Here is a 24370-nt window from a genome sequence, read left to right as displayed (position 1 = left end):
GTCTATTTTCGTATATTAATGGGGCATGGGTTGTGTGTGGCACGTCGGTCGTCGATCGGGCGAGCACCGGGGCTCGTTGAACCCCAACTCCGGCGACTGGCGCCGTGCACGGGAGGGGTCAGCGAATCCGGCAACACGCTTCTTACAGTACTACCGGTGTAACGTCTGGGTGGGACGCTCGCAGCAATCATTACACACGTATCGGTGTAATTCTTGGGTCGGTGTGGCGTGTGAAGGCCGTCCGTCGGCACGGTCGTGAGTCGAGCGGTCCTGTCCCTCCGTTTATCGAGAGTAAACATCGGTGTCGCGCCAGTTACAACCGATTCGGTCGGGTCCCGTCGAGGGCGCGCGACAGCACCCCATATAACCAATAATAAGGTATATTTGCGGTGGCACTACGGGAAGCGGAAGTTGTTCGGGCCCTGCCCGAACGACCGGACGTTCGGACACGGTCCGCTCGGACGACGGCGGGCGTTTACTGTGAGTAAATGACTCGGAGGGCGGCAGGAAGCGCCCGCGAACGGTACTCCGCCACGAGGCCGATCCGATCAGGCCGCGACGGGGAATCAGGCGGCCGGGAGCGCCCCGACCGAGCGGGCGGCCACTACGCCTCCCGGATCCAGACCTGCATCCGGTTCGGCCCCCGGTTGTTCCACGCGTAGTACGGCACGGCGGTGATCGGGGCGGTCGTCTCGTCGGTCTCGTCGGCCGACCGATAGAGCTCCCCGTCCCAGCCGTCCTTCGCGGGGACGGTCGCCGTCGCGTCCAGGGTGGCGACCCCGTCGAGAAGGTCCTCGCGGTACGTCACGTCGAACTCCGTCTCCGGGTCGATCGCGTACTGATGCAGCGGCCGGTCGTTATCGACGCCCTCGACGCAGTAGACGAGGGGGCCGCGCTGTAAGGCGACGCGCCCGCTGTCGGCTTCCACCTCCGGATGCGCTTCGAGCACCTGTACGTCCATCTCGAACTCGGCGGTGATTCGGTCGTCGTCCCAGACTCGATCGAGCGTGACGTAGTCCTCGTCCGCGTCGACGGCGACCGAGGTCCCGTTCACGGAGACGGACACGTCCGTACACCACTCGGGGACGCGGAGTCTGACGGCGAACTCCGCCTCCTCGGGGGTCTCCACGTCGAGTTCGACCGTGCCCTCCCAAGGGAAGTCGGTCGTCTGTGTCACCGTCGCGGTCGTCCCGTCGATCGTCGGCGTCGCGGTCCCGCTGACGTACTGGTTGACGTAGAGACCGTCGTCGTCGACCGCATAGAGATACCGTTCGAGGGACGCGATCAGGCGCGCGATGTTCGGCGGACAGCACGCGCACTCGAACCAGCCCTCGCGGTCGTGGGAGCCGTCGCTCTCCAGGACGTTGTCGTAGAAGAACTCCGTCCCGTCCAGCGAGACACCCACGAGCGTGGCGTTGTACAACTGCCGCTCGATGAGGTCGACGTACTTCGACTCCCCGGTCTCCTCGAACAGGCGCTGGTTCCAAAAGATGCTCCCGATCGCTGCACACGTCTCGGCGTAGGCGGTGTCGTTCGGGAGGTCGTAGTCCGTCGTGAACCGCTCGCCGACGTGCTGGGACCCGATGCCGCCGGTGACGTACATGCGCTTTTCCGTCATGTTCCGCCAGAGCAGATCGAGATGCTGGAGGAGGTCGTCGTCGCCCGTCTCGACGGCGACGTCGGTGGCACCGGCGAAGTAGTACATCGCCCGGACGGAGTGGCCTTCGACGGTCTCCTGTTCACGCAGCGGCGCGTGTGCTTGGGCGTAGCTGCCGTCGTACTCGCCGTCCTCGAGGAACACGTTCACGGCCTGCCCGGCGATACCGCCCTCGTCGTCGTCCGGGTCGTACCCCGCGATTTCCTCGATGTTCGCGAACTCCCAGGCGAGTCGGTCGTTGTGGCCGCGGATGTCGACGAAGTACTGCGCGAGGTCGCGGTAGCGCTCCTCGTCGGTGACGTCGGCGAGCTCCATCAGCGCGAGTTCGATCTCCTGGTGCCCCGGCGCGCCATCAACGTCGTCCTCGAACGTTCGGTCGATGTGGTCGGCGAGGTCGGTCGCGACGGCGAGGAGCGACGTCTCGCCGGTCGCGCGGTGGTGGGCGACGGCCGCCTCGATCAGGTGGCCCGCGCAGTAGAGTTCGTGCATCATGTTCAGGTTCGTCCACCGCTTCTCCGGCTCCTCGAGCGCGAAGTACGTGTTCAGGTAGCCGTCCTCCTCTTGGGCCGCCCCCACCAGCTCGATGACCTCCTCGACTCGCTCCCTCAACTCGGGGTCGTCGCGGGTGGCCAGCACGTAGCTCGCCGCCTCCAGCCACTTGTAGGCGTCCGAGTCCTGGAACCACATGCCGTTGTGACCACCGCTCTCGCCCTCGCTGGCGCGCCGGAAGTTTTCCAGCGTCCCGGACTCTCGAAGCTGTTGATACTGGTACTCGATCGTCTTCTCGCGGTTGACTTCGCGGCGCTGTCGCCAGAAGTCATCCTCGATCTCGACACTCCCGATCGACAACGGCTTTCGCTGCTCAGACATCACTTAAACCCGACTAAGCAAAGATAATAAACGTTTGGGAGGGTCGTACTCCGCGCCGAGTCAGTATTGGTTCGGCCGTGGTCACCGGTCGTACGGCGGCCGAGGAACGAAACTGGAGGTGGTGGAAGAACGGGTCGGCCGTTCTGTGACGGGTATTCCCAACGACGAGGCGGTACGCGTGACCACGCAGCAGTCCGAACCGCCCCGGGGAAAGATTTTTAATGTACTATCGTGACTGTCCAGATTGCATGCGAGAAATTAACAGGCGGCGGCTACTGCAAGGCATCACGACGGCAGGAGCAGTCGGTCTGGCCGGCTGTAGTACCGGAAACAGCAGTGGGAACGGAGACGGCTCGAACTCGGGACCCGTCCAGATCACGCTCCGTGAGCGCGACGACCCGATGGCCGCGTACGAACCGGGATTCAACGAGACTCACGAGGACATCGAGGTGACGGCGAGTATCCAGCCTCCCGAGGAGAAATACCGCTCGCTGATCTCGGAGATCAACGCGGGGAACGCGCCCGAGGTGGTCGGTCTCGACGTGATCTACCTGCCGCGATTCTCCCAGCTCGGAGCGCTCTCGGACCTCGGGTCGTTCTACGACGGCCTCGGGCACGACGACTACTTCGACCCGTTGACTCCCGACTTCACCACGTGGAACGACACGGTCCGCGCGCTCCCGTTCTGGATCGACTGCAGCGTCTACGTCTACAACAAGTCACACTTCGAGGAGGCCGGACTCGACCCCGAGAGCCCGCCGGAGACCTTCCAGGAGTTCCTCGACGCGTCGCGGGCGATCAGGGACAACACGGACCACACGCCCCTCTCGCTCAATCTGGCGGGCTCGAACTCCCTCGGACTGGAGCTGTTCTTCTTCATGCCCCACGTCTGGGCCGGCGGCGGCAAGCTGTTCAACGAGGAGATGACGGAGTGTCTGATCGACGAGCAACCCGCGATCGACGCCGTCAACTTCTTCAAGACGATGGTCGAGGAGGACCTGTGCACGGACCCGACGTCCAACGACACGTGGACGTTGCAGTCCTTCATGAACGGGGAGACGTCGATGGCGTACTCCGCCGGGTTCATCTCCCACATCGAGGATCAAGCACCCGACGTCTGGGACGACATGGCCACCGCGATGTTCCCCAAGCCCGAGGGCGGGACGCAGTCGAGTTTCCTCGGCGGCAACTGCATCGTCATCCCCGAGCAGATCACGGAGAACGAGCGGAAGTTCGACGCCGCGAAGGAGTTCGTCCGCTGGTCGCAGTCCGAGGACGGCATGCGGACGACGGTCGAGGACATCGGATACCTCCCGCCGCGACAGAGCGGCCTCGAAACGGAGTTCGTCGAGCAGAACAGCCGCCTATACGACGCGTTCACCCGCGCGATGGAGCAGGGACACGCGCCGCCGATGCACCCGAAAACCATCGAGATGCAGGACCCCCTGAACAACGCGCTGGCCCGGGCGCTACTGGGTGAGCAGGATGTCGAACCCGCCCTCTCGGAGGCGAAGTCGAAGATCGACGGTATCCTACAGGGTTGATCTGCGTCCTCACTGTCGTCCAATACATCAAACATGACCGAAATACAAGATAGGCTGCTCGGGAAGCTAACGCCCGCTCAGGGCCGGCGAGAGTGGCGGCCGTACCTCTACTTGCTTCCCGCGTTCGTGATGATCGCCGTGTTCATGGCGTATCCGCTCGTGGACACGTTCATCCTGAGCTTTCAGGAGGTCGTCACGCTCGGCGGCGAAGCGAGATGGGTCGGGCTGGACAACTACGTCGCCGTCGTAACCGACCCGCTGTTCTGGGTGGCGGCGAAGAACACGCTCATCTTCAGTATCGGGATGATCATCGTGCCGCTCGTTCTCGGACTCGGGCTCGCGATGATGATCAACCGTGGCATCAAGGGCCAGTCCTTCCTCCGATCGCTGATCTTCGTCCCGGTCGTCGTCCCCATCGTCGTGTCCGGGATCGTCTTCAGTTGGCTGCTCAGTCCCGACGGTCTCGTGAACTGGGCGCTAGTGACCATCGGGATCATCCAAGAGCCGGCGCGGTTCCTAAACTCGGTGACCCTCTCGCTCCCGAGCGTGATGCTGATGGTCGCCTGGAAGCGGACGGGCTACTACATGGTGATCCTCCTCGCCGGCCTGCAGGGGCTTCCCAGTGACGTCTACGAGGCGGCGAAGATCATGGGGAAATCCCGCTGGGCGATGTTCCGGCACATCACGCTGCCGCTACTCAAGCCGGCGATACTGATCACGGTCGTCCTCGGGATCATCGACACCGTTCGCGCGTTCGCCCACGTCTACGTCATGACCGGCGGCGGCCCCTCGAACTCCAGCGAGATCCTGTCCACGCACTTCTACAAGGTCGCGTTCAGCTACTTCAACTTCGGGAAGGGTGCCGCGTACGGGTTCATCCTCTTCGGGCTGTCGCTCGTGCTCTCGATTATCGTGATCAAGCTATCCGGAGGGACGGAGATATGAGCGTCGCCGATCGCATCAGCGGGCTGTTCGATCCGGATCGCGAGGGCGTCGCGTGGGAGCGCGGCCTCCGCTACGTCGGGGTCGTGCTCGCGGCGCTCTTCGTGCTGGTTCCGCTCTACTGGATGGTGGCGACGAGCCTGAAGGGGTCCTCACAGATCGGGGTCTTCCCACCGGCGCTCGTTCCGAGTCCGGCGACGATCGAGCCGTACCTGTCGGCGTGGCAGACCGGGCCGTGGGGGCAGTGGTTCCTGAACACGATGCTGATCAGCGGCGGGTCGACCGTGGTGGCGCTCGCGATCTCGACGCCGGCGGCCTACGCGCTCGCCCGCTTCGACTTCCCCGGCTCGAACCCGGTCTACCTGCTGTTCCTGGGGCTGTTGATGATCCCGGCGCAGATCCTCCTCATTCCCCTGTACAACCTGCTGGCGAGTCTCGGCCTCGTCGACACGCGAGTGGGGCTGATCCTCGTCTACAGCACGTTCTTCCTCGCGTTCTCCGTCTTCCTCCTACACAGCTTCATGACGAACCTGCCCGAGAGCTTGGAGGAAGCCGCGAGGATCGGCGGAATCCCGGAGTGGAAGATCTTCATCAAGGTGATCCTTCCGCTGGTGAAGTCCGGAATGGTGGCGACGGGGATGTTGATCTTCGTCTTCACGTGGAACGAATTCCTGTTCGCACTGACGTTCCTCCAGTCGGAGCAGCTGTACACGATCAGTGTCGGACTCCAATCGTTCCAGGGGATCCACGGCGCGACCGTCTACAACCAACTCTTCGCGATGAGCACGCTGGCGACCCTCCCGGTCGTCATCCTGTTCGCGCTGTTCTCCGACCAGTTCATCGAAGGAATCGCCGGCCTCGAAATGGAATAATCGAGATACAATGGAAATACAACTACGCAACATCACGAAGCGCTTCGACGACCTAGTAGCGGTCAACGACCTGTCGATGACGATCAAGGACGGGGAGTTCCTGACGCTCGTCGGCCCATCCGGGTGTGGGAAGACCACGACGCTACGGATGATCGCCGGCCTGGAGACGCCGACGGAGGGAACCATCGACTTCGGTGGGCGGGACGTGACGTACGCCTCCCCGCAGGAGCGCGAGCTCGCGTTCGTCTTCCAAGCGTACGCGCTGTACCCCCACATGACGGCGCGAGAGAACATGTCGTTCGCGTTGGATCACACCGGCGTCTCACGGGAGGAGATCGAGCGTCGGATCGACGAAACCGCCTCCATGCTCGGCATCGAGGGCCATCTGGACAAGAACCCGCCCTCGCTCAGCGGCGGGCAACAACAGCGCGTCGCGCTCGGGCGGAGCATCGTCAGGGACCCGGAGGTCTTCCTCCTCGACGAACCGCTCTCGAACCTCGACGCGAAACTCCGCACGTCGATGCGCGCGGAACTCCAGCAGCTCCATCGGGAGATCCAGACGACGACGATCTACGTCACGCACGACCAAGAGGAGGCGATGACGATGTCGGATCGCGTCGCGATTCTCAACAACGGGAACCTCCAGCAGGTCGACACCCCGGAGGTCGTCTACTCGCAGCCCGCGAACCGCTTCGTCGCCGGGTTCATCGGGAGCCCCTCGATGAACTTCCTCGACTGCCGCTACGACGACGCGTCCGGGACGCTCCAGACCGCCGCGTTCTCGGTCGAGGCGCCCAGCGGAATCTCGGGCGACGTCGCGACGCTGGGAGTCAGACCCGAGGAACTGACCATCGTCCCCAGCGGAGACGGCGACTTCTCCGCGGAGGTGACCGTGTTCGAGCAGATCGGCGCGTACAACATCATCCACCTGGAGATCGACGGCCTGGACGAGACAATCGTGGCGCAAGTCGACGGCTCGAAACACCTCGACCCGGGTGACACCGTCGGTGTCGAGATCGACCCGAAGCACGTCCATCTGTTCGACACCAACGACGACGCTGTCTACAACCCGCCGTTGGCCTCCGAGGGGACCACGACTCTCGCGTGACGGACTCCCCGCCCAGACGGGCGCGGGGTCCAATCGGACGACCGAGAAGGGGATAGGCGTCCACTTCTCTCTAGAGAGAACAGGCGACCGAACCAACCGACATCACCACGATTCGACGCGCCCCGCAGCGATCTGTCGCCGTTCTGAACCGGAATCGACACCGACACGTGTGCTCTGCGACGAATCGGAACATATACCGAAACATCAGGACGTGTAGTTCTCTGCGCGAGAGGGCGACGAACATCCGGTTCGAGCACCTACCCACCACCGCGAGCGCCGCGCCGAGAAGCGCGCGTCGTCCCGCGTCGACTCCCCGCCGGCGACGGGGACCGGCGAGCCCGGCCGTTCGGTCATCCGCTCCCCAGTGCAGGCGGCGCACCCACGGGTGCCGACAGAGTTTAGTGAGCACGTGGACGAGTATCCACTCGTAGAGGGGTACACGTGCTCAAATCGAACGAGAAACTGTTCCGGATCGTCGACCTCCTCCTCGAGAAGGGGAGTGCGGGAGTCACGGAACTCGCCGACGACACACCGTACCACAAGAGCACCGTGTACACGCACCTCCAGACGCTGCGGGCGAACGGGTTGGCATTCAAGTCCGACGGGAAATACCAGCTATCGCTGAAGTTCCTCACGATCAGCGAGACGATCAAGAACCAGCGACCCGTCTATCAGCACGGGCACGAAGCGATCGACAGTTTAGCGAACGAGACGGGAGAGCTATCGTATCTGGCCGTCCCAGAGGACGACGTGGTCACCATCCTCCATTACGCGAGGGGCGAGAAGACGACGCTGTCGGTCACGGCCGGTTCGAACGTGCCGATCACCGAGCATTCGGTCGGGAAGGTCCTGCTGGCCTTCCGCTCCGACGGCGAGCACGCCGAGCCGAACGGGACCACGTCCGCGGGCGTGGTCGCGGATTCGGACGGCGATATCGCGGCGGAGCTAGAGCAGGCCCGAGTCGACGGGTTCGTCATCTCCGAAGACCACACCGGGAGCGGGCCGTCCATCGCCGAACCCGACCAGACGGGGCCGCGCTCGGAGTCACATCTCACGGACGTCGAGCACAAAACGATCGCCGCCCCCGTCTTGGACGAGGACGACGAACCGCTCGCAGTCGTCGCCGTCACCGGGCTCTCGAAACGCATCAACGGTGCGTATCAAGAGCGCATCTGCCAGCAGGTCGTCCGGACCGCAGCGGTCATCGAGCGGAAGTTGGACGTCGAGCAGACGGTCCACGCGTCGGGGCGGGACTGACCGAGTCAGGCGAGACGCAGCCACGTCCGCATCGACGTCGGACCGCGGTTGTTCCGGGCGTAATACGGGATCGCGAGAAACTCGGTCGAGGATTCCGCGACCGAGTCGAGCGACCGATAGAGCGCGTCCTGCCACTCCTGTGCGTCCTGAACGCTCGCCTCCCCCTCGATGACCGTCATGCCGTCCAGCATCGACTCGGTGTATCGTGCGCTGAGCGAGTCCGGCCGTGAGAGGATGAGGTGCCGTGCCGGATGGGGGTTGTCGAGGTCCTCTACGCAGTAGACGAGCGGCCCGCGACGCAGCGCCGCGTGTGCCTTGTCGCTCTCGACGTCGGGATGCGCGACGACGACGTCCGGCTCCATCGCGAGCGACACCTCGATATGGTCCCCGTCATCCCACTCCCGGTCGACCGTCACGTAGCCGTCCGTCGGCGCGACGGACACGGACTCGCCGTTGATCGTGACCGCCCAGTTCTCGGTCCAGTCGGGGATGCGGAAGCCGAGCGTGAACGTCGCCGAGTCGTCCAGGGAGAGGTCGACCGCCACGTCTCCGTCCCACGGGTACTCGGTGCGCTGCTCGACGGTGACGTCGGTGCCCGCGAGAGTCGTGTCGACGGTACTGCTCACGTAGAGATTGCACAGCAGTTCGCGCTCGGATCGAGCGTAGATGTACTCGCCGAGCGATGCGAGGACGCGGGAGAGGTTCGGCGGACAGCACGCGACGTAGAACCACTCGTTTCGGTGGTACTCCTCGTCGGTCTGCAGGGGGTTGTTGTAGCAGTATCGCGATCCGTCGAGCGAGACACCGGACAGCAGGGAGTTGTAGAGGATGCGCTCGAGGGTGTCGATATACCGTCCCTCCCCCGTCAGCTCGAACATGTTCTGACTCCAGAATATCGCGCTCGCGGACGCGCAGGTTTCGGCGAAGGCGGTGTCGTTGGGGAGGTCGTAATCCTCGGTGAACGACTCGGTGTCCGGGCTCGAGCCGACGCCGCCGGTGACGTACATCCGGCGAGTCACCATGTTCCGCCACAGGCGCTCGACTGCGGCGAACAACTCGTCGTCGTCGACCTCGTGGAGGTACGCGGCGACGGCGGCGTAGAGGTTCCCGGCTCTGACGGCGTGTCCCTCCACGCGTCGCTGGTCACGGATGGGAGCGTGATCCTGCGCCCAGAGGCCGTCGTACTCCCCGGAGTCGTCGCGTAAGGTGTCCTGATACCCGACGACGGACCACCCGCTCTCCTTTTGCTCTTTGCTGAACGAGCCCCGCTCCACCATCTGCTCGAGTTCCGGTAGCTCCGCCGCCAACGGTGAGGGGTCTCGTCCCCGGCGGTCGATGAAGTAGCCCGCTAGATCCAGATATCGGTCGTCGTCGGTGACTCGGTAGAGCCGAACGAGCGCCAGTTCGATCTCCTCGTGGCCCGGTATCGTGTCCTGTTTGTCCGGGCCGAATCGCTCGTCGATGTGGTCGGCCAGAGTACGGGCGACCCGGAGGAGGCGATCGTCGTCGAGCGCGCGGTGGTGTGCGACCGCGGCCTCGATCAGATGCCCGGCGCAGTACAACTCGTGCATCATGGTGAAGTTCGACCACCGTCCCGAGTTGTCCCCGAGCATGAAGTACGTGAACAGATAGCCGTCGTCGGCCTGCGCCTGTTCGATCAGGGAGATTACGGTATCGACTTTCCCTCTGAGAGTCGTCATTTCGTCGGTCGCGAGCGCGTAGCTTGCGGCCTCGATCCACTTGTAGACGTTCGCGTCGATGAACGGCGGGCCCTCGAAGTCGCCACCGGCCTCGCCGACGACGCGACGGAAATTATCGAGGGAGCCGTTCGCTTGGAGGTGATCGTACTGCTGGTCGAGGGAGATGTAGGAGTTCGTCTTCAGACGAGGTGACCAGAAATCGTCGCGTATTCTGACGTTTTTGAGTCCAGGCGACCAATAGGTGCCGCTCATATTTATAGGAGAACGTCACCGGATAAATATCCCGGTGGGCACAGGTGCGGTGTTTCGCTGGTAGGAACTGTCGGTCGGTGAATCCTCCGAGCCCGAGATCGACCGGCACAATGGAGGGGGGTGGCGGCTTCGAGGTGGCTCGCCCGAGTCGAGAAGCGCCGCGAGGGCGCGCGATGCAGCCCGGTCGCCGTCTCCATCGGGCGTAGTATCATCTAGATACACAGTGTGTCGGGTAGACTGGTCTCCGAATGCGGCCACGAGTCAGAACACGCCGGACGTCCCGGCGTCGCCGCGACTGTGCGGTGCGAAGCCGGGTACGGGAACCAAGCGGACGACGTCGCTGGCCCGGACGCGCTCGCCTTCGCGGGCGTCGCCACCGGCTTCTCGAACGTCCTCGGTCGGCGAAGCGCCTACACCGACCCGGTCGCGGCTCGCGTTCGCGAAGCGGACGTATCAGCGCGGCTACGGCCGCGGCTTCATCGCGTTCATGGTCGCCGGGCGACGACGCGCGGCGTCGCCGCGCATCCGAAAGGCCGAGGGCACTCGAACACGGAGGAGGCGTATGGATCTCTCCTCACTGCCGTCGCGGCCGCTAACGGCGCGGGAAGTCGCGGCGCTCGGCGACTCGGACGCGTTCGTCACCGTTCGCCCCGTCGAGCGCTTCGAGTTCGACGCCGTCGACGGGACGCTCGTCGTCGCCGCCGCCTTCATCACGAACCGGGGCGTTCGCGGCGTCGCCTTCGACCCCGACGGCGGCTGGTCGGTCGTCCACCGCGAGGACCTCGACGACGTCGCGAGCATCGAGGACGTCCCCGAATCCGCCATCGGCGCGGCACAGCGCGCGCTCCGCAGCGAGGTCGACGACCTCGAGCGCGAACGCGGCTTCGGGAGTCGACTCGTCGAAGCCTACGAGCGACACGCCTAGGGCGACGGGAGCGACACGGCCGTCCGGAGCCCGCCCGCAGCCGTCGCGCACGCGCGTTCGAATACGGTGCCGGTGGACGCGACGTCGCGCTACGTCCAGGTGAACCACCGTGAGAGCCACGAGCGGAACGTCCCGTGGCGCTTGACCATGATGACCGTGCCCTTCGCACGTTCGCCGACGGCTTCGGGAACGGCCCCGAAGACGAGTTGTTGGAGGAGGCCTTCTCGTGACGACCCGATCACGGTCACGTCGTACTCTCCCGACGCGTCCACGATTGCGTCCACGACGTCGCCTTCGAGAACGCGCGTTCCGACCTCGACGTCGTCGGCGAGCGTCGATGCGAGCGTGTCCACGAGCTCTTCCGCGTCCGCGTGGTCAGCCTCCGAGCCACCGGGTTCGACCACGTGGGCGACGTCGACGTGTGCGTGCGTGGTGTGTGAGATCGCCTGTGCGACTTCGGCTGCGAGCTCGGCGTGCGGACCACCGGCGGTCGGCACGAGGACCCGCTCGACGTCTTGGATCGTCTCGTCGATGCGCTCGACGAGGACGTCGCACTTCGCGCCCGTGACGACGTCGTCGACGTTACTCCCGAGAACGAAGTCACGGCGTCGAGAGCGCCCGCGCCAGCCGAGGATGACGGCGTCGCTGCCGTGTTGTTCGATGGTGTTCAGGATCGCCGTGGATACCTCGTGGCCGATCTTGATCGTGCCGCTGACCGGGACGTCCGCGTCCTCGGCGATCTCCATCGTCTGGGCCAACAGTTCGCGCTCGTCATCGACGAACTCGCGACCCTCCTCGAGCGGGGTTTGCTGGGGGACGGTGACGACGCTGAGCGCGAGGATCTCGCCGTCGTTCTCACGCGCCATGTCGATGGCGGTGTGCATGAGCTGATCGGCGGTCTCCGGATTGGCGACCGGGACGACGATCTGGTACTCCCGGTCGGCGGGTTCCTGCTCGACGACGACGGTCGGGGTCTCCTCTTCGAGTTGCTCTTCTTCCTTTGCCTGCGAGTAGCCGTAGTAGACGACGAGACCGAGCCCCATCCAGACGATGGTCGTGACGAGCGCGATCAACCCCTCGTTGCTCGTGCCGATGCCGATGGCCTGGAGGCCGAGTTCGTAGACGAGGAAGGGCGTGAGGAGGAACTGGAGGACGATGCCGATGAGCGGCGGCCACGGCATGTAGGGGACTTCGTAGGTCCGCGGGAGGTCGGGGTGTGTCTTGCGCATCCGGATGAGCGTCCAGTTCACCTGCACGAACAGCAGGATGAACATGATGTCCGCCGCAGCGGCGACGGACTCGATCGGGAGGGCGATGGCCATGACGACGATGATCACCGCGGAGATGGCGATTGCGATGTGGGGCGTACGTTTCTCCGGGTGGACGTTGTCGAAGACGGGCGGGAGGACGCGGTCGCGGCCCATCGCGAAGGAGACGCGCGAGGAGGAGTAGACGGTCGCGTTGAGCGCGGAGACCGTGGCGGCGAGCCCGGCGAAGAGGAGGAGCGGGACGCCGTAGGGGACGAACTGGCCGGCCGCGCGGATGATGCCGAGTTCGCCGAGCTCGCCGAGGATCTGCCACGTCGTCCAGTCAGCGGGCGTGCCCGCGACACCCGCGAGGTCGAGAATGTGCTGGTTGACGGTGATGCCGCCGATCGAGACGAAGGCGACAAGGACGTAGATGGGGATGACGATGGCGAGCGAGTAGAAGACGGCTTTCGGGATGTTCGTCCCGGGGTCGACGACCTCCTCGCCGGACTGGACGATGATCTCGTAGCCCTCGAAGGCGATGTAGGTGAAGCCCATCGCGCCGATGATCCCGAAGACGCCGTTCGGGGCGAACATGGGACTGGAGAGGAACTTCCCCGCCCACTGCGGGGCGGTGAGGGTGGCGCGCACACCGAAGACGATGAAGATGCCGAGGATGAGGAGTTTGAGTCCCGTGACGACGACGCCGGCTTTCCCGGTCTCTTCGGCGCCGCGATAGTTGATGTAGGCGAACGCGATGACGACGAGGACGGCGATGAGCTTCTCCGTCCAGTGTTGGGAGAGGACGCCGAAGAGGACGAAGTGGTTGGAGAGACCGGGGATGGCGTAGACGGCGAGGACGGTGAAGAACGTCCCGAACGTCACCGCGTAGAGCGAGCAGGCGACGGCGTGGGCGAACCAGCTCATCCAGCCGGCGTAGAAGCCGTTCGGGTCCCGAAGGGCCTCTTTCACCCAGAGGTAGCCGCCGCCGGCCTCGGGGAACGCCGCGCCGAGTTCGGCGTAGCTCACGGCGGTGAAGAGCGCGACGAAGCCGTTGATGATGAACGCGATGGTGAGGGCGGGGCCGGCGATACCCGCAGCGAAGCCCGTGAGGGCGAAGACGCCGGCACCGATCATCGCGCCGACGCCGATGAAGGTGATGTCGAAGAGGCTCATGTCCCGCGAGAGCTCCGTGGTCGCCCCTCCGGAGTCCGCGTCGCTCACGTGCGATCACCCGGTCGAGAGGCCGGTCCGGTTTGGCCGCCCGGACAGCGAGAAGCCGAGTAGGTCCCGGCGTCTATTCGATGCGTGAGAGCACGAATCCGTTCGTGGGCCTTCCCGAGACGGGCTTCACCGACCGGGGCTGGTCGATAGCCCATCGGGCCGAGCCTCGACGTACTCATATGCGGACGTTTCGCCCACACCATATAAAAACAGTCGATAGTGGTGTATAACGCACAGAAGACGCGTATAATTTCGGTTCGAAAAGTGCGTTGATTGGCAACACGGGACGGGTCGTCCGACGGTGCGAACGCCTCGACGTGACCGAGCCGTGCCAGACGAACCCCCGAGGTGGTATGCGAAGACTGTTAGCTTCGGGGCTCGTACTGTCGGTATGGAGCGGTTGGACGAAGTCGATCGGCGTATCCTCTATCGCCTCGTCGAGGACGCACGGAACACGTCCGCACCGATGATCGCCGACGAGGTGAACGTCTCGGGCGCGACGATTCGGAACCGTATCGAGCAGCTCGAAGAACGAGGCGTTATCACTGGCTATCACGCGGCCATCAACTACGAGCGGGGCGAGAACTGGATGCAGAACCTCTTCATCTGCACCGCGCCGGTCGCCGACCGCGAGAAACAAGCGAAGAAAGTGTCGAACATCCCGGGCGTCGTCAACGTCCGCGAACTCCTCGCCGGCCGACGGAACCTCCACGTCACCGCGATCGGCGCGAACTCCGACGAGCTGACCGTCATCTCGCGGCGACTCGCCGACCTCGGGCTCGACATCGAGGACGAACACATCGTCCACATGGAGGAGACGGTGCCACTCGACCACTTCGGACCGGGCGACGGACCGCGAAACTCGCCGATGCGGGACTTCCTCAGCCTCACCGGAGGGGCCGAGGTGATCGAGCTCACGGTCGACGAGAACTCACCGATCGCCGGCCTCACGCTCTCCGAGGCGAACGAATCCGGCCTCCTCGACGAGGACCTACTCGTCATCGCCATCGAGCGCGACGACGAGATCATCACCCCGCGTGGGTTCACCGAGATCCGAGCCGACGATCTCGTCACCATCTTCTCACGCTACAGCACGGAGGGCGTCGCCATCGAGCCGTTCGAGGCCGACGCCTGAGCGTCTCGTAGCGACCTAGCGGAGGTCGATTCTCGCGATCTCCTCGGAACAGCAGACCGGACACGTCTCGCTCGCGGACTCGACGACGGTTCCACAGTGACGACACTCGTAGAACCCGTCGTCGCCGAGTCGGACGCCCCGTTTCCACAGCCGCACGAGGGCTCTCACGACACACACCGTCCGGCGACGTCGGTGTGCGTCCCCGCGTCCGGACGAGGGCCTCGGCCGCCGTGCGGTCTCTCGGCCCTCATCGTCTCGTCGGAGCCCGTCTCACTGGTCGGTATCCGTCCCTGCGAACGCCCGCAGGATGTCGTCTGTCGCGCCCTCCCGTGAGAAGACCGTGAGGAGGTCGCCGGCCTCGACGACGGTCCCGCCACGGGGTGTGACGACGGTCTCACCGCGCTCGACGGCGACGACGAGGACGTCTTCCGGAATGAGGTCGGCTTCGTCGGCTCCGTGGAGGGACTTCCCGGCGATGGGAGCGGTCTCGGTGACCGTGACTTCGAACACCTCGGCGCCCCCGGCGAGAGACATGAAGTCCTTGATAGCGGGGCGTTGGACGGCGCGAAAGAGGTATTCGGCGATGAGACGCTGGGGGTTCTCGAGGACGTTCGCGCCGATCTGGCGGAAGACGTTCATGTGCTCGGGGTTCTGGACGACGGTGACGAGGGAGGGGATCTCGAACTCCTTCGCGAGGAGGAGACACATGATGTTGGTGGCGTCCTCGTCGGTCGTGCAGATGATGGCGTCGGCCCGTGCGGCACCCGCGTCTTCGAGCGTCTCCTTCTCCGTCGCGTCCGCGTTGATGACGAGACAATCGTGTTTGCGACCGGTGCGGTCGGCGACGTCCGGATCGCGTTCGATGACGACGACTTCGTTCTGTGTCTGTTCGGCCAGTTCGAGGACTTGCGAGCCGATGTTGCCCGCGCCGACGATGATGACGTACATGGTTGTGTGATGGTGAGTGGGTTACGGACGGTTCTGCGTGCGTCGTCGCAGCGCTCGATAGACGGGGTAGACTGCGACGGCGACGACGTAGAGCGTTGCGGCGCCGACGACGGCCGGGTGACGACCGACAAGCGCGCCCGCGATGACGAGTGCGAGACCGACGACGATGAGCGCGTCCACGATGGCGTCGTCACCGCCGAACTCGCGGAGCTGCCGGATGACCGGCCAGTTGCTGAGGTTCATTGGAAGACACCCTCACGATAGAGGAGCCCACGGAGTAAGACGAGCACGGGGATGATCTCGAGGCGCCCGATCCACATGTTGAACAGGAAGATCACCTTCGCGGGCGTCGGCATCTCCGGCCCGGTGATGCCCGCCGAGAGCCCGACGTTCCCCTGTGCGCTCGCCACCTCGAAGAGGACGTTCGGCAGCGTGAACGACGAGTCGACGGTGAGCATGAGGACGAACGCACTGATGGCGAGGAAGACGACCCAGAGGAACGTGATGATGGCGGCCTCCTCGAACTCCCGGGCGGCCTCTTGGTCGTCGAGTTTCCGGCCGCCGAGTTCGAAGTGTGTCACGGCGGACTGCGGCAGGAAGACGTTCCGGATGCGGTAGGCGGTCCCCTTCGTGAGCGTGGCGAACCGGACGAGTTTGATGCCGCCGACGGTCGACCCGGCGGCCGCGCCGACCACCATCCCGATGGATACCGTCATCTGGGCAGCCATCGACCACTCCGTTCCGAGCGAGTTGGCCGTCTGGAAGCCCGTACAGGACGCCGCCGAGACGAACTGGAAGACGCCGTACCGGACGGACTGGAAGAGCGCGGCGGCGTTCCCGGTGAGCGTGGTGCCGAGGAAGGTGATCGTCTCCGTCGACTGATAGACGCCTTGGCTGTAGATGATGGCGACGAGGAACGCCGACAGGAGTCCGAAGAAACCGAACACCCAGCGCGTCTGGAGGTCCTCGTACAGCTGGGAGAGATCACCACGGAGGACAAGATAGTGGACGGGGAACGCGATGCTCCCGAGCACCATAATCGGAAGCAGTGCGAAGTCGATGAGGGGGCTGTCGTAGGTCGCGATCGAGCCGTCCGTGATGGAGAACCCGCCGGTGGCGAGCCCGGTCATCGCGTGGTTGACCGCGTCCCACATCGGCATCCCCGCCAGCCACAACACCAGGATGGCGAAGACGGTGAAGAGGAGGAAGATCCACCAGATGGTGCGGACCGTCGACACGATGCTCGGGTGGATCTTCTCCGAGCGCGCCTCGCTCTCGTAGAGGGTGAGACTCCCACTTCCCGGACGGGCGAGGATCGCCGTCGTCAGGACGATGACGCCCACGCCGCCGATCCATTCGATGAACGACCGCCACCACTGGAGCGTGTGCGGGAGTTCGGACTCGTTCACGCTCATCGTGAGTCCCGTCCCGGTGAAGCCGCTGAGACTCTCGAAGACCGCGTTCAGCGCGGAGAGGTGTGCCGCCGTCGTCTCCGAGAGGAGCGGCGCGCCGAAGAGCGCGAACCGCTGCGTCCACGCGACGAGGAGGAACGGCAGTGCGCCGAAGACGGCGACGAGGAACCACCCGCTCGCCGCGATCATCATCCCGTGGAGCTTGCCCGGCTCGGCAGCGCCGGCGAACCGACGGGCGAGTGCGGTTCCGACCCCGAGCGGGAGGACCGCCGACACCAGTAATGCAGGAACTGCGTAGAGCTCGTTCCAGACGAGGGCGACCGGGAGCGACAGCAGCGGCATCACGGAGAACGCCTGAAAGATTCGGCCGAGATCCCGGCCGATCGTCGCAGAGGACTCCTGCATGCCCCGCTCGTACTAAGAGCCGAAACAAATACCTATCGGTGCAAGTTATCTATCTGAATTAGGTGTATAAATACGATTCCTTGAGAAGGAGTATTCGGGTGCGTTAATTTGGGTATTGGAAAATATCATGGGCATACGGTCTAATGTAATCTGGCATGGGAACAGATGACGGAGCGAAGGACCCTCGCCCCCCGATCGAGGATATCCTCGACGATGAAATCGCAGACAGGGACGCCGTCGAGCGATACCGCATCATCGAACGCACTCGCCACGAAGCGGAAGTCATCCTGTTCGAGGAAGACGAGACGGGCGCGATCAAGCGCGCGCTGTACCAACTCGACGTCACTCATGCACTCGACGGCACGGACTACCACGCCCACTGGACATTCATCGGCTATCGTAGCGAGAGTGAGTGAGCATTCTCACGGGCTACCGCTGGGTGCGTCACACTGGCAGCGGCGAGTGGAACCGTCGGTCTCGGAATCGTTCTCGGCGTCGAGGCCACCCAGCAATACTCCGAGCACGAATACGGCGCCGACCCCGAGCCATCGGTGATCACGGTCGTCCCCCACGACGGGATCGACGGGAACCGCCGCCTCGACCTCGTTGGCCACGACGTCCCCGCCGCGCTCAACGACCCATTGGAGGGGCCGGTCGCGTCGAGAAGACCGACTCGAGTGCCACCACGCCCATCGCGTTCCACATCGACACCCCCCGGCCTCACCGCCATGACCCCGTCGAGTGGCTCCGCGACACCTACCTCGGGTGACGCCCCTCGGCCGCCCAACCGCCCTACCAGGGCGGTGTGGTCGGAGGCGAACGGATTCGGGACAACTCTCTCGTTGGCTGCCACGGAACGCCGAGGTGATGTCGAACGAGTACGACGACCTGCCGCTGGTCTACTCCTGTTCAGGGTGTTCGAGCGCGGCCCAGATGGCCAACGACCTCGCGGTCAGACTCGACCGGGAGCGTCACGCCGAAATGTCCTGTATCGCCGGCGTCGGCGGTGGCGTCGGGCCGCTGGTCAACACGGCCACGTCGGACCGACCGATGCTCGTCATCGATGGCTGCCCGCTGGAGTGTGCCCGGAAGAGCCTCGAAAACCACGACGTGACGCCGGACCGCCACGTCAATCTCGCCAAGCAGGGAGTCCCGAAGGAGTATCACACCGACTACGACGACGATCAGGCCGAGGAGCTGTTCGAGGACCTCCGAACCGAAGTCGAAGAGCTCGAAGCGACCGCGACGACGAGCACCTGATCATGTCACCCCACGCTCAGCAGGGGCGTTAAACCGCGACAGCGATCACGCGGTTCAGCACACCCGCTCGTTCAGTGAAGTCGCGTGGCTCAGCTCGACACGATGGGGTCTCGTGGCCAGTACTGGCCGCTCCGCTCCGACGTGCGGTGGCTGCAAACTATTATGCGGGGGTCTCTCAACCATACAACCACGCCACACATGACAGATCACGAGGAGTACGCTGATCACTCGATTTGGATGACAACCCTCGTCGAAGCTACCGGATCGAGGCTCCCCTTCAGCACACCGCTCTCTGCACTCCTGACCATCGGCCTCATCCCCTATCTCCTGACAGCGCTGTTCTTCATTTTGGCAGACGGGTCACACAGCCTCCAGGTACTCGTGATGCAAACGCTCGTCGCGACGATCGCGGCCATCGGGCCGGTTCTCATCTGGCACTACGACGAACACATATTTCCGACGTTCATTACCGAAGTCGCAGACGTCGTCGTGGACGACGACGCGCTCATCACGACCACCAACGAGTACGAACGGTTCTTCGCGACCCGCTACGGGTACCTGATCGTCCCCTGGCTGCTCCTCATCGAAAGCGTCGTGATCGCGAATATCGACTTCTTCCAGTCCATCGGCGTGAGCGGGCTTCTGGACCCGGCGTTGCTCGTCTACTTGATTTTCGCGGCGTGGTGGTCGATCATCACCGGAATCGGCCTCCACGGTGCGCTGACGACGATCCTCTGTGTCCGCGCTGTGGGAACCCTCGAGTTGACGATCGATCCGCTCCATCACGACGGCCTCGGCGGGCTGAGTACGATCGGGTACTTCTCCATCCGCGCGACGCTCCTGGTCTCGATCGGCTCGCTCGCACTGCCGTTCGCATTCGCGCTCGCGGCTCGCGGCGGCTACCAATCGCTCGTCTACGTCGCGGTCGTCGCCTACATCGGGGTGATCGTGCTCTCGTTCGTCTATCCGACGCTCTACGTGAACCGGCGGGCGCAGGAGGTCCGCGACCGGATCCTGCAGGAGAAGCGGGAGAAAATCCAGACACTCAGAAACCAGTCCGCCGTGGAGTCTGCGGGTGGCGAGCTATCCGAGCTCGAGACACAGCTCAAAATCCGGACGCTCCGTGACGATTTCCACGAGTACCAGTCGGTGAGCCTCTACCCGCTCTCCGTCTCCATTCTCATCCGGCTGGCGTCCTCCGTTCTCCTTCCGATCGCATTCACTCTTCTCGACACCTACGTCCTGACCAAGTAGCCATCGGGCGGTCGACCGGATGTGGCGGACCGACGTCGGTCCTTTCGCGATACACGATGGGGATCGTCTACTCCGCCTTCGACCCGAATACCCCGGGTGGGTCTCCTCTGTGCTGTTGGAAATCGCCTCGGCGCAGCGCAGACACCGCGACGGTGAAGGCTGGCCGGGGGCGCCCGAGCATGGGTCGGGCGTCGTGTGAGGTGGGCGTCCGAGTCGGCGTCGGTGGCGTGTCACCGCCCACGGCTGCCGGATTCGCGGTGTCCCGGGCACCCACAGTACGTGCGCAACGGTGGCCGGCTCGACGCCGGGAGTCGGTGACGTCGACGCCGCGACCCCGGCCGCCACCGGGTCGAAAGCCGAGTGACTGCGACCGATTTTGGACGCGATTCGGGGGTGAAACAGTCCCCACACACCATCCCGCTCACACCCCGACACCCCCCCATCGACGCCACCACCAGCGCCCCAGTCCTCACTCCGACCAGCCCCACTCACCCGTCCCGAATCCACATCTCTGGAGGGTCTTGCGGAGCCCGCCGGGCGCGTCGGAGGCGATTGACGTGTGTGTCGTGTTCGCCGAGACTCGTGAGTGTGGTGAAGACGACGACCATCTCGGCGAGCTGAGTGCGGGACGCGACTTAGTACGTCTGTGGTGGTTGTTCGAGGATGTCGAAGATCTCGCGAGCGCGATACTCCTGTCGGGGGCCGCCTCCGGGAACCTCCTCAAGGACGCCGGCGTCTTCGAGCGCGGTGATCGCCCGATAGGCGGTGGATTGCTCGACATCGAAGCGTCGCATGACGGTCTTCGTCGTGAGGTACGGCTGCTCGAAGAGTGTGCAGGCGAGTCGGTGCTTCGTGTACGCGACACCGCCATACTCCTCCTCGTACGTTCGACGGAGGTCGTCCTTTGCACCTGGATGGCTCGGCAGGTCAATCTGTGTGCTGTGTTCGTAGCGGGCGTCGAGGACGTCGAAGAACCGCATATCAGCGAACGCCTTGAACCCGTCACCCGGTCGTTCACCGATGTAGATGACGTCCCCATCGTGGAGGAGGAGCGCCTCGTATGCCATCGGACCGACCGGCGGCCAGCAGAGCACGAGCGTCTCGGCCTCACCGTACTGGAGCAGGACGTCCTGATCACCCGTTTCGACCGGGAACCACGGGTTGAGGACGGGATCGGCGTCGTAGGCGGTGATCTCGACGCCGCGGTTATCGAGTTCGTACGCCCAGTATCCCTTCCACGCACCGAGCTCGACAAGTGGGCCCTGATCGTGAAGATACTCGAGTGCCTCGCGTGTCGGAATCGCGAACGCGTACGCCGCGATCAGGCGCTGTTGGACGTCCGTCTCCCAGCGTGCCGAGACGGGCATAGTGGTGTCCCGTTCGCGCTTGCGCCGCTCGAGTCTGGTGAGGGCGTCCTGGATCGCGGCGATGTACTCGATCGTGTCGTCCTCGTTGCGGACGGTCTCGACGAAGTCCGGCCACGAGACGGAGATCGACTCGGGTTGCTGCTCGCGATAGCGGTCGCTGATCGCCTCGGGGTCACCACCGCGTCCGCTGATCTCGTCACGTGGATACTCGGTCATCTGTCAGTGAGGTGCTGCCAGATCGTCGTCGGGTCGGTGTCATTCAGTTCGGCGTTCGTCTGCATCTTCCGGAGTTCGGCGGCACAGCGCTTCGCGGCGAGCGGATACACCTCGCCGGGAACGATCGCTCTGTCGAGGCGCATGATTTCGGGATAGTTCTCGGCCCAGATGTCCTCGACGACGCGCGGGTAGAGGTCGTCGACGAGGTCGAGGCCGAACTCGCGGCCGTCCTCGACGACCATCGTTCGCACCTCTTTGCGGATCCGCGCGGGCGTGCAGTAGGTCGCGACGAGGTATTCGGCGCCCGTCTCAGCCTCGCTGGGGTTCTGGCCGAACTGTTCGCGGTTCAGCTCGTGGAACGCCTCACGGACGATCTTGACGCGTCGCTCTTGGGTGTCGCTGCGCACGACGACGCCTTCCGCGTGGACGCCGTTGCTGAGAGACGACTGTGGCACGTCGTACGTGTCTGGGTCGATCGTGGCGTGGTCGTCGAGGATGGTCGCCGGGACGAGCGCGTGTTCGGTGGGGATGTCCTCACGACGGATCCGGTCGAGGATTCGCCACGTCGTCGGCGTATCGAGGAAGCCCGCGAAGGTCTCCGCGTACGGGCTTCCCGGTGGTGTGTACGTCTCGATCCGATCAAACGGGAGGACGTCGAAGCCCACGAGCGCCGGGAGCTCACGGTCGGTGTAGCCGTAGTCGAGCGTCGAGTAGACGAGGTTCTCCGCGTAAACGACGACCGGGCTCCCGTACTCGTCGTGCAGCTCTCGAAGTGCGTCCGTATCGACGCCGTCGCGGAGACAGCGGACTGCACGGTGGAGCGCACCGTCGATCTCCGTGAGCGGGTCGCGGTGACAGCCCATGATCGAGCGGCGCGTCCCGAAAACGAGACTCCCGTCGCCGTCCGCGGCCTCGACGACGGGATTCGGATAGCTGTCGGCGTAGCGTTCGTCGTAGAGCGTGAAGCGGAAGGCGCTTCCGTCGAACTTCTCGACGACGACGAGGTCGTCCGCGTCGAAGAAGTCATCTGGGACGACGGGATGGTCGTAGCGCGGGATTTTCGGATAGACCTTCATCGGTGTGGTGGGTGGTGGTCAGAGGGTTTGGTCGGGATCGAGGTAGGCGCGGGTGCGGGCGGCGATCGTGGAGCGGAACGCCTGCATGTCGACGGGCTCGCTGCCGTGCCGGAGTTGTTTGTGTTCCTCACGGAGGATGTCCTCCAGCATCCGCTGGTAGAGGGTGTCGACGGTGGCGGGTTGGTCGTGGTCGTCGAGTTTCGCGTGGAGTTTCTCGAAGCGTCGTCGGGTCGCGTACCGCGTCGCGAGTTCTTCGGCGGACGCGTCGACGGGGACGGTGTCGTCGACCTCGCGATAGTCGGGATGGAGGAGTTTCGCCCGCCGGCCCTGCTTATCCCGGATGATGACGCCCTCGGCGGGCCCATCGCGGTACTTCGACGTGGGGATGGCGTAGTCGTCTGGGTCGAAGTCGCGGGTGTTCACTTCGCGTTCGAAGACGTTCACGGGCTGGAGGCCGAGTCGCTCGTAGATCTGCTCGGCGGCGTCTGGCGGCCGGAACGCGTCGTCCGCTTCGGACCACACGTCGAACCCGAGGAAGGAGGGCGTTCGGTCCCAGTCGTAGTCGATCGTGTGGTGATGCATCGCCTCGCCGAAGAAGACGACGTCTTCGACGTCGGCGACCGCTCGGCGGAGCGCATCGCGGTCGAGGTGCTCGCGAACGTGTCGAACGGCGTGTGCGTACGCCGTCGGCATCGCGTCCGCGTCGTCGTAGACGTGGCTCCGATCGCCGAAGCGGAGCGCGCCCGACGACCGGAGTTGAAAGCGGAAGTTCGCGCCGTCGACCTTCTCGACGAGCCAGAGGTGGCCGTCCTCGAGGAGGCCGTCCGGGGCGGTCGCGACACGCGGAATCGAGGGGTAGCTCTTCATCGGGAATGGGGGTTAGTCGTCGGGGTGGTCGATGCCGTTTTCGAGGTCTGCGAGGTCGCGTTCGAGGCGGTCGATATGCGTTTCGAGGTTGTCAATGCTCATGAGCGCGAGTCGGAGGAACTCGTCGTCACGCTCGGGCATGAGCGGCAGTTGGCTCGTGGTCGCGACGTGGTCGTCCGCGTCAGCGCGTTTGCGGACGAGTTCCTCACGTGCGGCACGCAGTTCGCGTCGAAGGAGGTCAGCGTCATCCATGTGTGGAGCACAGATCCGATGGTACAGCCCGCTACGAGCCCTGTGGGGGCGTGGTCGTGCGGACCGCGTCACCGAATCCGTGGCTTTCCGACCACCGAGTACGAACGCATGCTCGTTCGCTACCGTAGGACAGTATAAGTGCTTTCTGTCGCCTCTGACTGGACGCGTCCGGTGTGGTCGATCCAGTCACACTTAGGCGTACGCCGCGCGAGTGTGGTGTATGGAGTGTCCGGACTGCAGCGGGTCGTACGTCTCCCGAGAGGTCGGCCCACGGTGGCCACCGTCGACACAGCTCGGCGACGCGATCGTCGATCTCGAGGACGGCGAACGCGCGGTTCTGCACCGGCAATGTTGGACGTGCGGATGGAGTGAAGCCCGGCACATCACCCTGACGGAGATCGAGACCGAGCACGGCGACTCCGAAACCGTCGCCCACCAGCAACGACTCACCGAACTCGTCGACGAACTCGAACAGATCGACGACACCGAGACGCTCGAGGCGATCCTTCAGGACATCCGCGATCAGCGACGGTCGACGGACGTCAAGGAGACAGAGTCAGGAGACGGGGAATGACCAATA

At 64.5% G+C, this 24370-nt stretch carries 21 protein-coding genes; 11 read left to right on the top strand and 10 right to left on the bottom strand.

What is annotated here, in order from left to right; genetic code table 11:
• Positions 1–604: 604 nt before the first annotated feature.
• On the bottom strand, positions 605–2527 hold the full coding sequence (locus tag IEY12_RS10285; RefSeq protein WP_188883629.1) for a glycoside hydrolase family 127 protein: 1923 nt from the start codon (positions 2525–2527) through the stop codon (positions 605–607).
• 248 nt (positions 2528–2775) lie between these two features.
• Between IEY12_RS10285 and IEY12_RS10280 the strand changes: the two genes are divergently transcribed.
• The 5 genes from IEY12_RS10280 to IEY12_RS10260 all read left to right on the top strand — a co-directional run bounded on the left by IEY12_RS10280 (position 2776) and on the right by IEY12_RS10260 (position 8250).
• Positions 2776–4071: an ABC transporter substrate-binding protein gene (locus IEY12_RS10280; RefSeq protein ID WP_188883628.1), complete on the top strand. Its 1296-nt coding sequence runs from the start codon at positions 2776–2778 to the stop codon at positions 4069–4071.
• A 33-nt stretch (positions 4072–4104) separates the two neighbouring features.
• The gene (locus IEY12_RS10275; RefSeq protein ID WP_188883627.1) at positions 4105–5016 is read left to right on the top strand and encodes a carbohydrate ABC transporter permease; all 912 of its coding nucleotides are present in this window, start codon (positions 4105–4107) and stop codon (positions 5014–5016) included.
• Positions 5013–5885, top strand: a complete 873-nt coding sequence (locus IEY12_RS10270; protein ID WP_188883626.1) for a carbohydrate ABC transporter permease — start codon at positions 5013–5015, stop codon at positions 5883–5885. Before IEY12_RS10275 ends, IEY12_RS10270 begins: the two co-directional genes overlap by 4 nt.
• A gap of 10 nt (positions 5886–5895) precedes the next feature.
• Positions 5896–6993 carry an ABC transporter ATP-binding protein gene (locus IEY12_RS10265; protein ID WP_188883625.1) on the top strand — a complete coding sequence of 366 codons (1098 nt, stop codon included), beginning with the start codon at positions 5896–5898 and terminating at the stop codon, positions 6991–6993.
• A gap of 441 nt (positions 6994–7434) precedes the next feature.
• Positions 7435–8250, top strand: a complete 816-nt coding sequence (locus IEY12_RS10260; protein ID WP_188883624.1) for an IclR family transcriptional regulator — start codon at positions 7435–7437, stop codon at positions 8248–8250.
• Between the two features lie 5 nt (positions 8251–8255).
• Here the strand turns inward: IEY12_RS10260 and IEY12_RS10255 are convergent, their stop codons facing one another.
• On the bottom strand, positions 8256–10202 hold the full coding sequence (locus tag IEY12_RS10255; RefSeq protein ID WP_188883623.1) for a glycoside hydrolase family 127 protein: 1947 nt from the start codon (positions 10200–10202) through the stop codon (positions 8256–8258).
• Between the two features lie 562 nt (positions 10203–10764).
• Here IEY12_RS10255 and IEY12_RS10250 point away from each other — a divergent pair.
• Entirely contained in the window at positions 10765–11127 is a 363-nt protein-coding gene (locus IEY12_RS10250) for a DUF7964 domain-containing protein (protein ID WP_188883622.1), read from the top strand.
• An 89-nt stretch (positions 11128–11216) separates the two neighbouring features.
• Here the strand turns inward: IEY12_RS10250 and IEY12_RS10245 are convergent, their stop codons facing one another.
• Positions 11217–13550: an amino acid permease gene (locus IEY12_RS10245; protein WP_188884010.1), complete on the bottom strand. Its 2334-nt coding sequence runs from the start codon at positions 13548–13550 to the stop codon at positions 11217–11219.
• A gap of 439 nt (positions 13551–13989) precedes the next feature.
• Here IEY12_RS10245 and IEY12_RS10240 point away from each other — a divergent pair, with 439 nt between their 5' ends.
• On the top strand, positions 13990–14733 hold the full coding sequence (locus tag IEY12_RS10240; protein ID WP_188883621.1) for an Lrp/AsnC family transcriptional regulator: 744 nt from the start codon (positions 13990–13992) through the stop codon (positions 14731–14733).
• A gap of 270 nt (positions 14734–15003) precedes the next feature.
• Here the strand turns inward: IEY12_RS10240 and IEY12_RS10235 are convergent, their stop codons facing one another.
• From IEY12_RS10235 to IEY12_RS10225, 3 genes are read right to left on the bottom strand one after another with little or no spacing between them, the layout of a single operon-like run.
• The gene (locus tag IEY12_RS10235; RefSeq protein ID WP_188883620.1) at positions 15004–15681 is read right to left on the bottom strand and encodes a potassium channel family protein; all 678 of its coding nucleotides are present in this window, start codon (positions 15679–15681) and stop codon (positions 15004–15006) included.
• Positions 15682–15702: 21 nt separating this feature from the next.
• Complete coding sequence (locus IEY12_RS10230) at positions 15703–15924, bottom strand: hypothetical protein (protein WP_188883619.1); 222 nt, start codon at positions 15922–15924, stop codon at positions 15703–15705.
• Complete coding sequence (locus IEY12_RS10225; RefSeq protein ID WP_188883618.1) at positions 15921–17498, bottom strand: TrkH family potassium uptake protein; 1578 nt, start codon at positions 17496–17498, stop codon at positions 15921–15923. The genes IEY12_RS10230 and IEY12_RS10225 overlap by 4 nt, the downstream gene beginning before the upstream one ends.
• 155 nt (positions 17499–17653) lie before the next feature.
• On the opposite strand from IEY12_RS10225, the gene IEY12_RS10220 reads away from it, so the two are divergent.
• The 3 genes from IEY12_RS10220 (at position 17654) to IEY12_RS10210 (ending at position 20012) form a co-directional block, all read left to right on the top strand.
• On the top strand, positions 17654–17914 hold the full coding sequence (locus tag IEY12_RS10220) for a hypothetical protein (protein WP_188883617.1): 261 nt from the start codon (positions 17654–17656) through the stop codon (positions 17912–17914).
• A 451-nt stretch (positions 17915–18365) separates the two neighbouring features.
• Entirely contained in the window at positions 18366–18758 is a 393-nt protein-coding gene (locus IEY12_RS10215) for a putative zinc-binding protein (RefSeq protein WP_188883616.1), read from the top strand.
• Positions 18759–18956: 198 nt separating this feature from the next.
• Positions 18957–20012: a hypothetical protein gene (locus IEY12_RS10210; protein ID WP_188883615.1), complete on the top strand. Its 1056-nt coding sequence runs from the start codon at positions 18957–18959 to the stop codon at positions 20010–20012.
• Positions 20013–20647: 635 nt separating this feature from the next.
• Here the strand turns inward: IEY12_RS10210 and IEY12_RS15730 are convergent.
• The 4 genes from IEY12_RS15730 to IEY12_RS10185 are packed head-to-tail and all read right to left on the bottom strand — an operon-like array spanning position 20648 to position 23790.
• Positions 20648–21595 carry a hypothetical protein gene (locus tag IEY12_RS15730; RefSeq protein WP_229871173.1) on the bottom strand — a complete coding sequence of 316 codons (948 nt, stop codon included), beginning with the start codon at positions 21593–21595 and terminating at the stop codon, positions 20648–20650.
• Positions 21592–22671: an RNA ligase family protein gene (locus tag IEY12_RS10195; RefSeq protein ID WP_188883614.1), complete on the bottom strand. Its 1080-nt coding sequence runs from the start codon at positions 22669–22671 to the stop codon at positions 21592–21594. The genes IEY12_RS15730 and IEY12_RS10195 overlap by 4 nt, the downstream gene beginning before the upstream one ends.
• An 18-nt stretch (positions 22672–22689) precedes the next feature.
• The gene (locus IEY12_RS10190; RefSeq protein WP_188883613.1) at positions 22690–23538 is read right to left on the bottom strand and encodes an RNA ligase family protein; all 849 of its coding nucleotides are present in this window, start codon (positions 23536–23538) and stop codon (positions 22690–22692) included.
• Positions 23539–23550: 12 nt separating this feature from the next.
• Positions 23551–23790 (bottom strand): hypothetical protein, encoded by a 240-nt coding sequence (locus tag IEY12_RS10185; protein ID WP_188883612.1) that lies wholly within the window; start codon positions 23788–23790, stop codon positions 23551–23553.
• A gap of 220 nt (positions 23791–24010) precedes the next feature.
• On the opposite strand from IEY12_RS10185, the gene IEY12_RS10180 reads away from it, so the two are divergent.
• A complete protein-coding gene (locus IEY12_RS10180) occupies positions 24011–24364 on the top strand; it encodes a DUF8105 family protein (protein ID WP_188883611.1) in 354 nt (117 codons plus the stop codon).
• The last annotated feature ends 6 nt before the right edge of the window (positions 24365–24370 follow it).

Source organism: Halarchaeum grantii, from assembly GCF_014647455.2.
Lineage (GTDB): Archaea > Halobacteriota > Halobacteria > Halobacteriales > Halobacteriaceae > Halarchaeum > Halarchaeum grantii.
The sequence above is the reverse complement of the archived record's forward strand: the minus strand, read 5'-3'. Positions and strand labels throughout refer to the sequence as shown.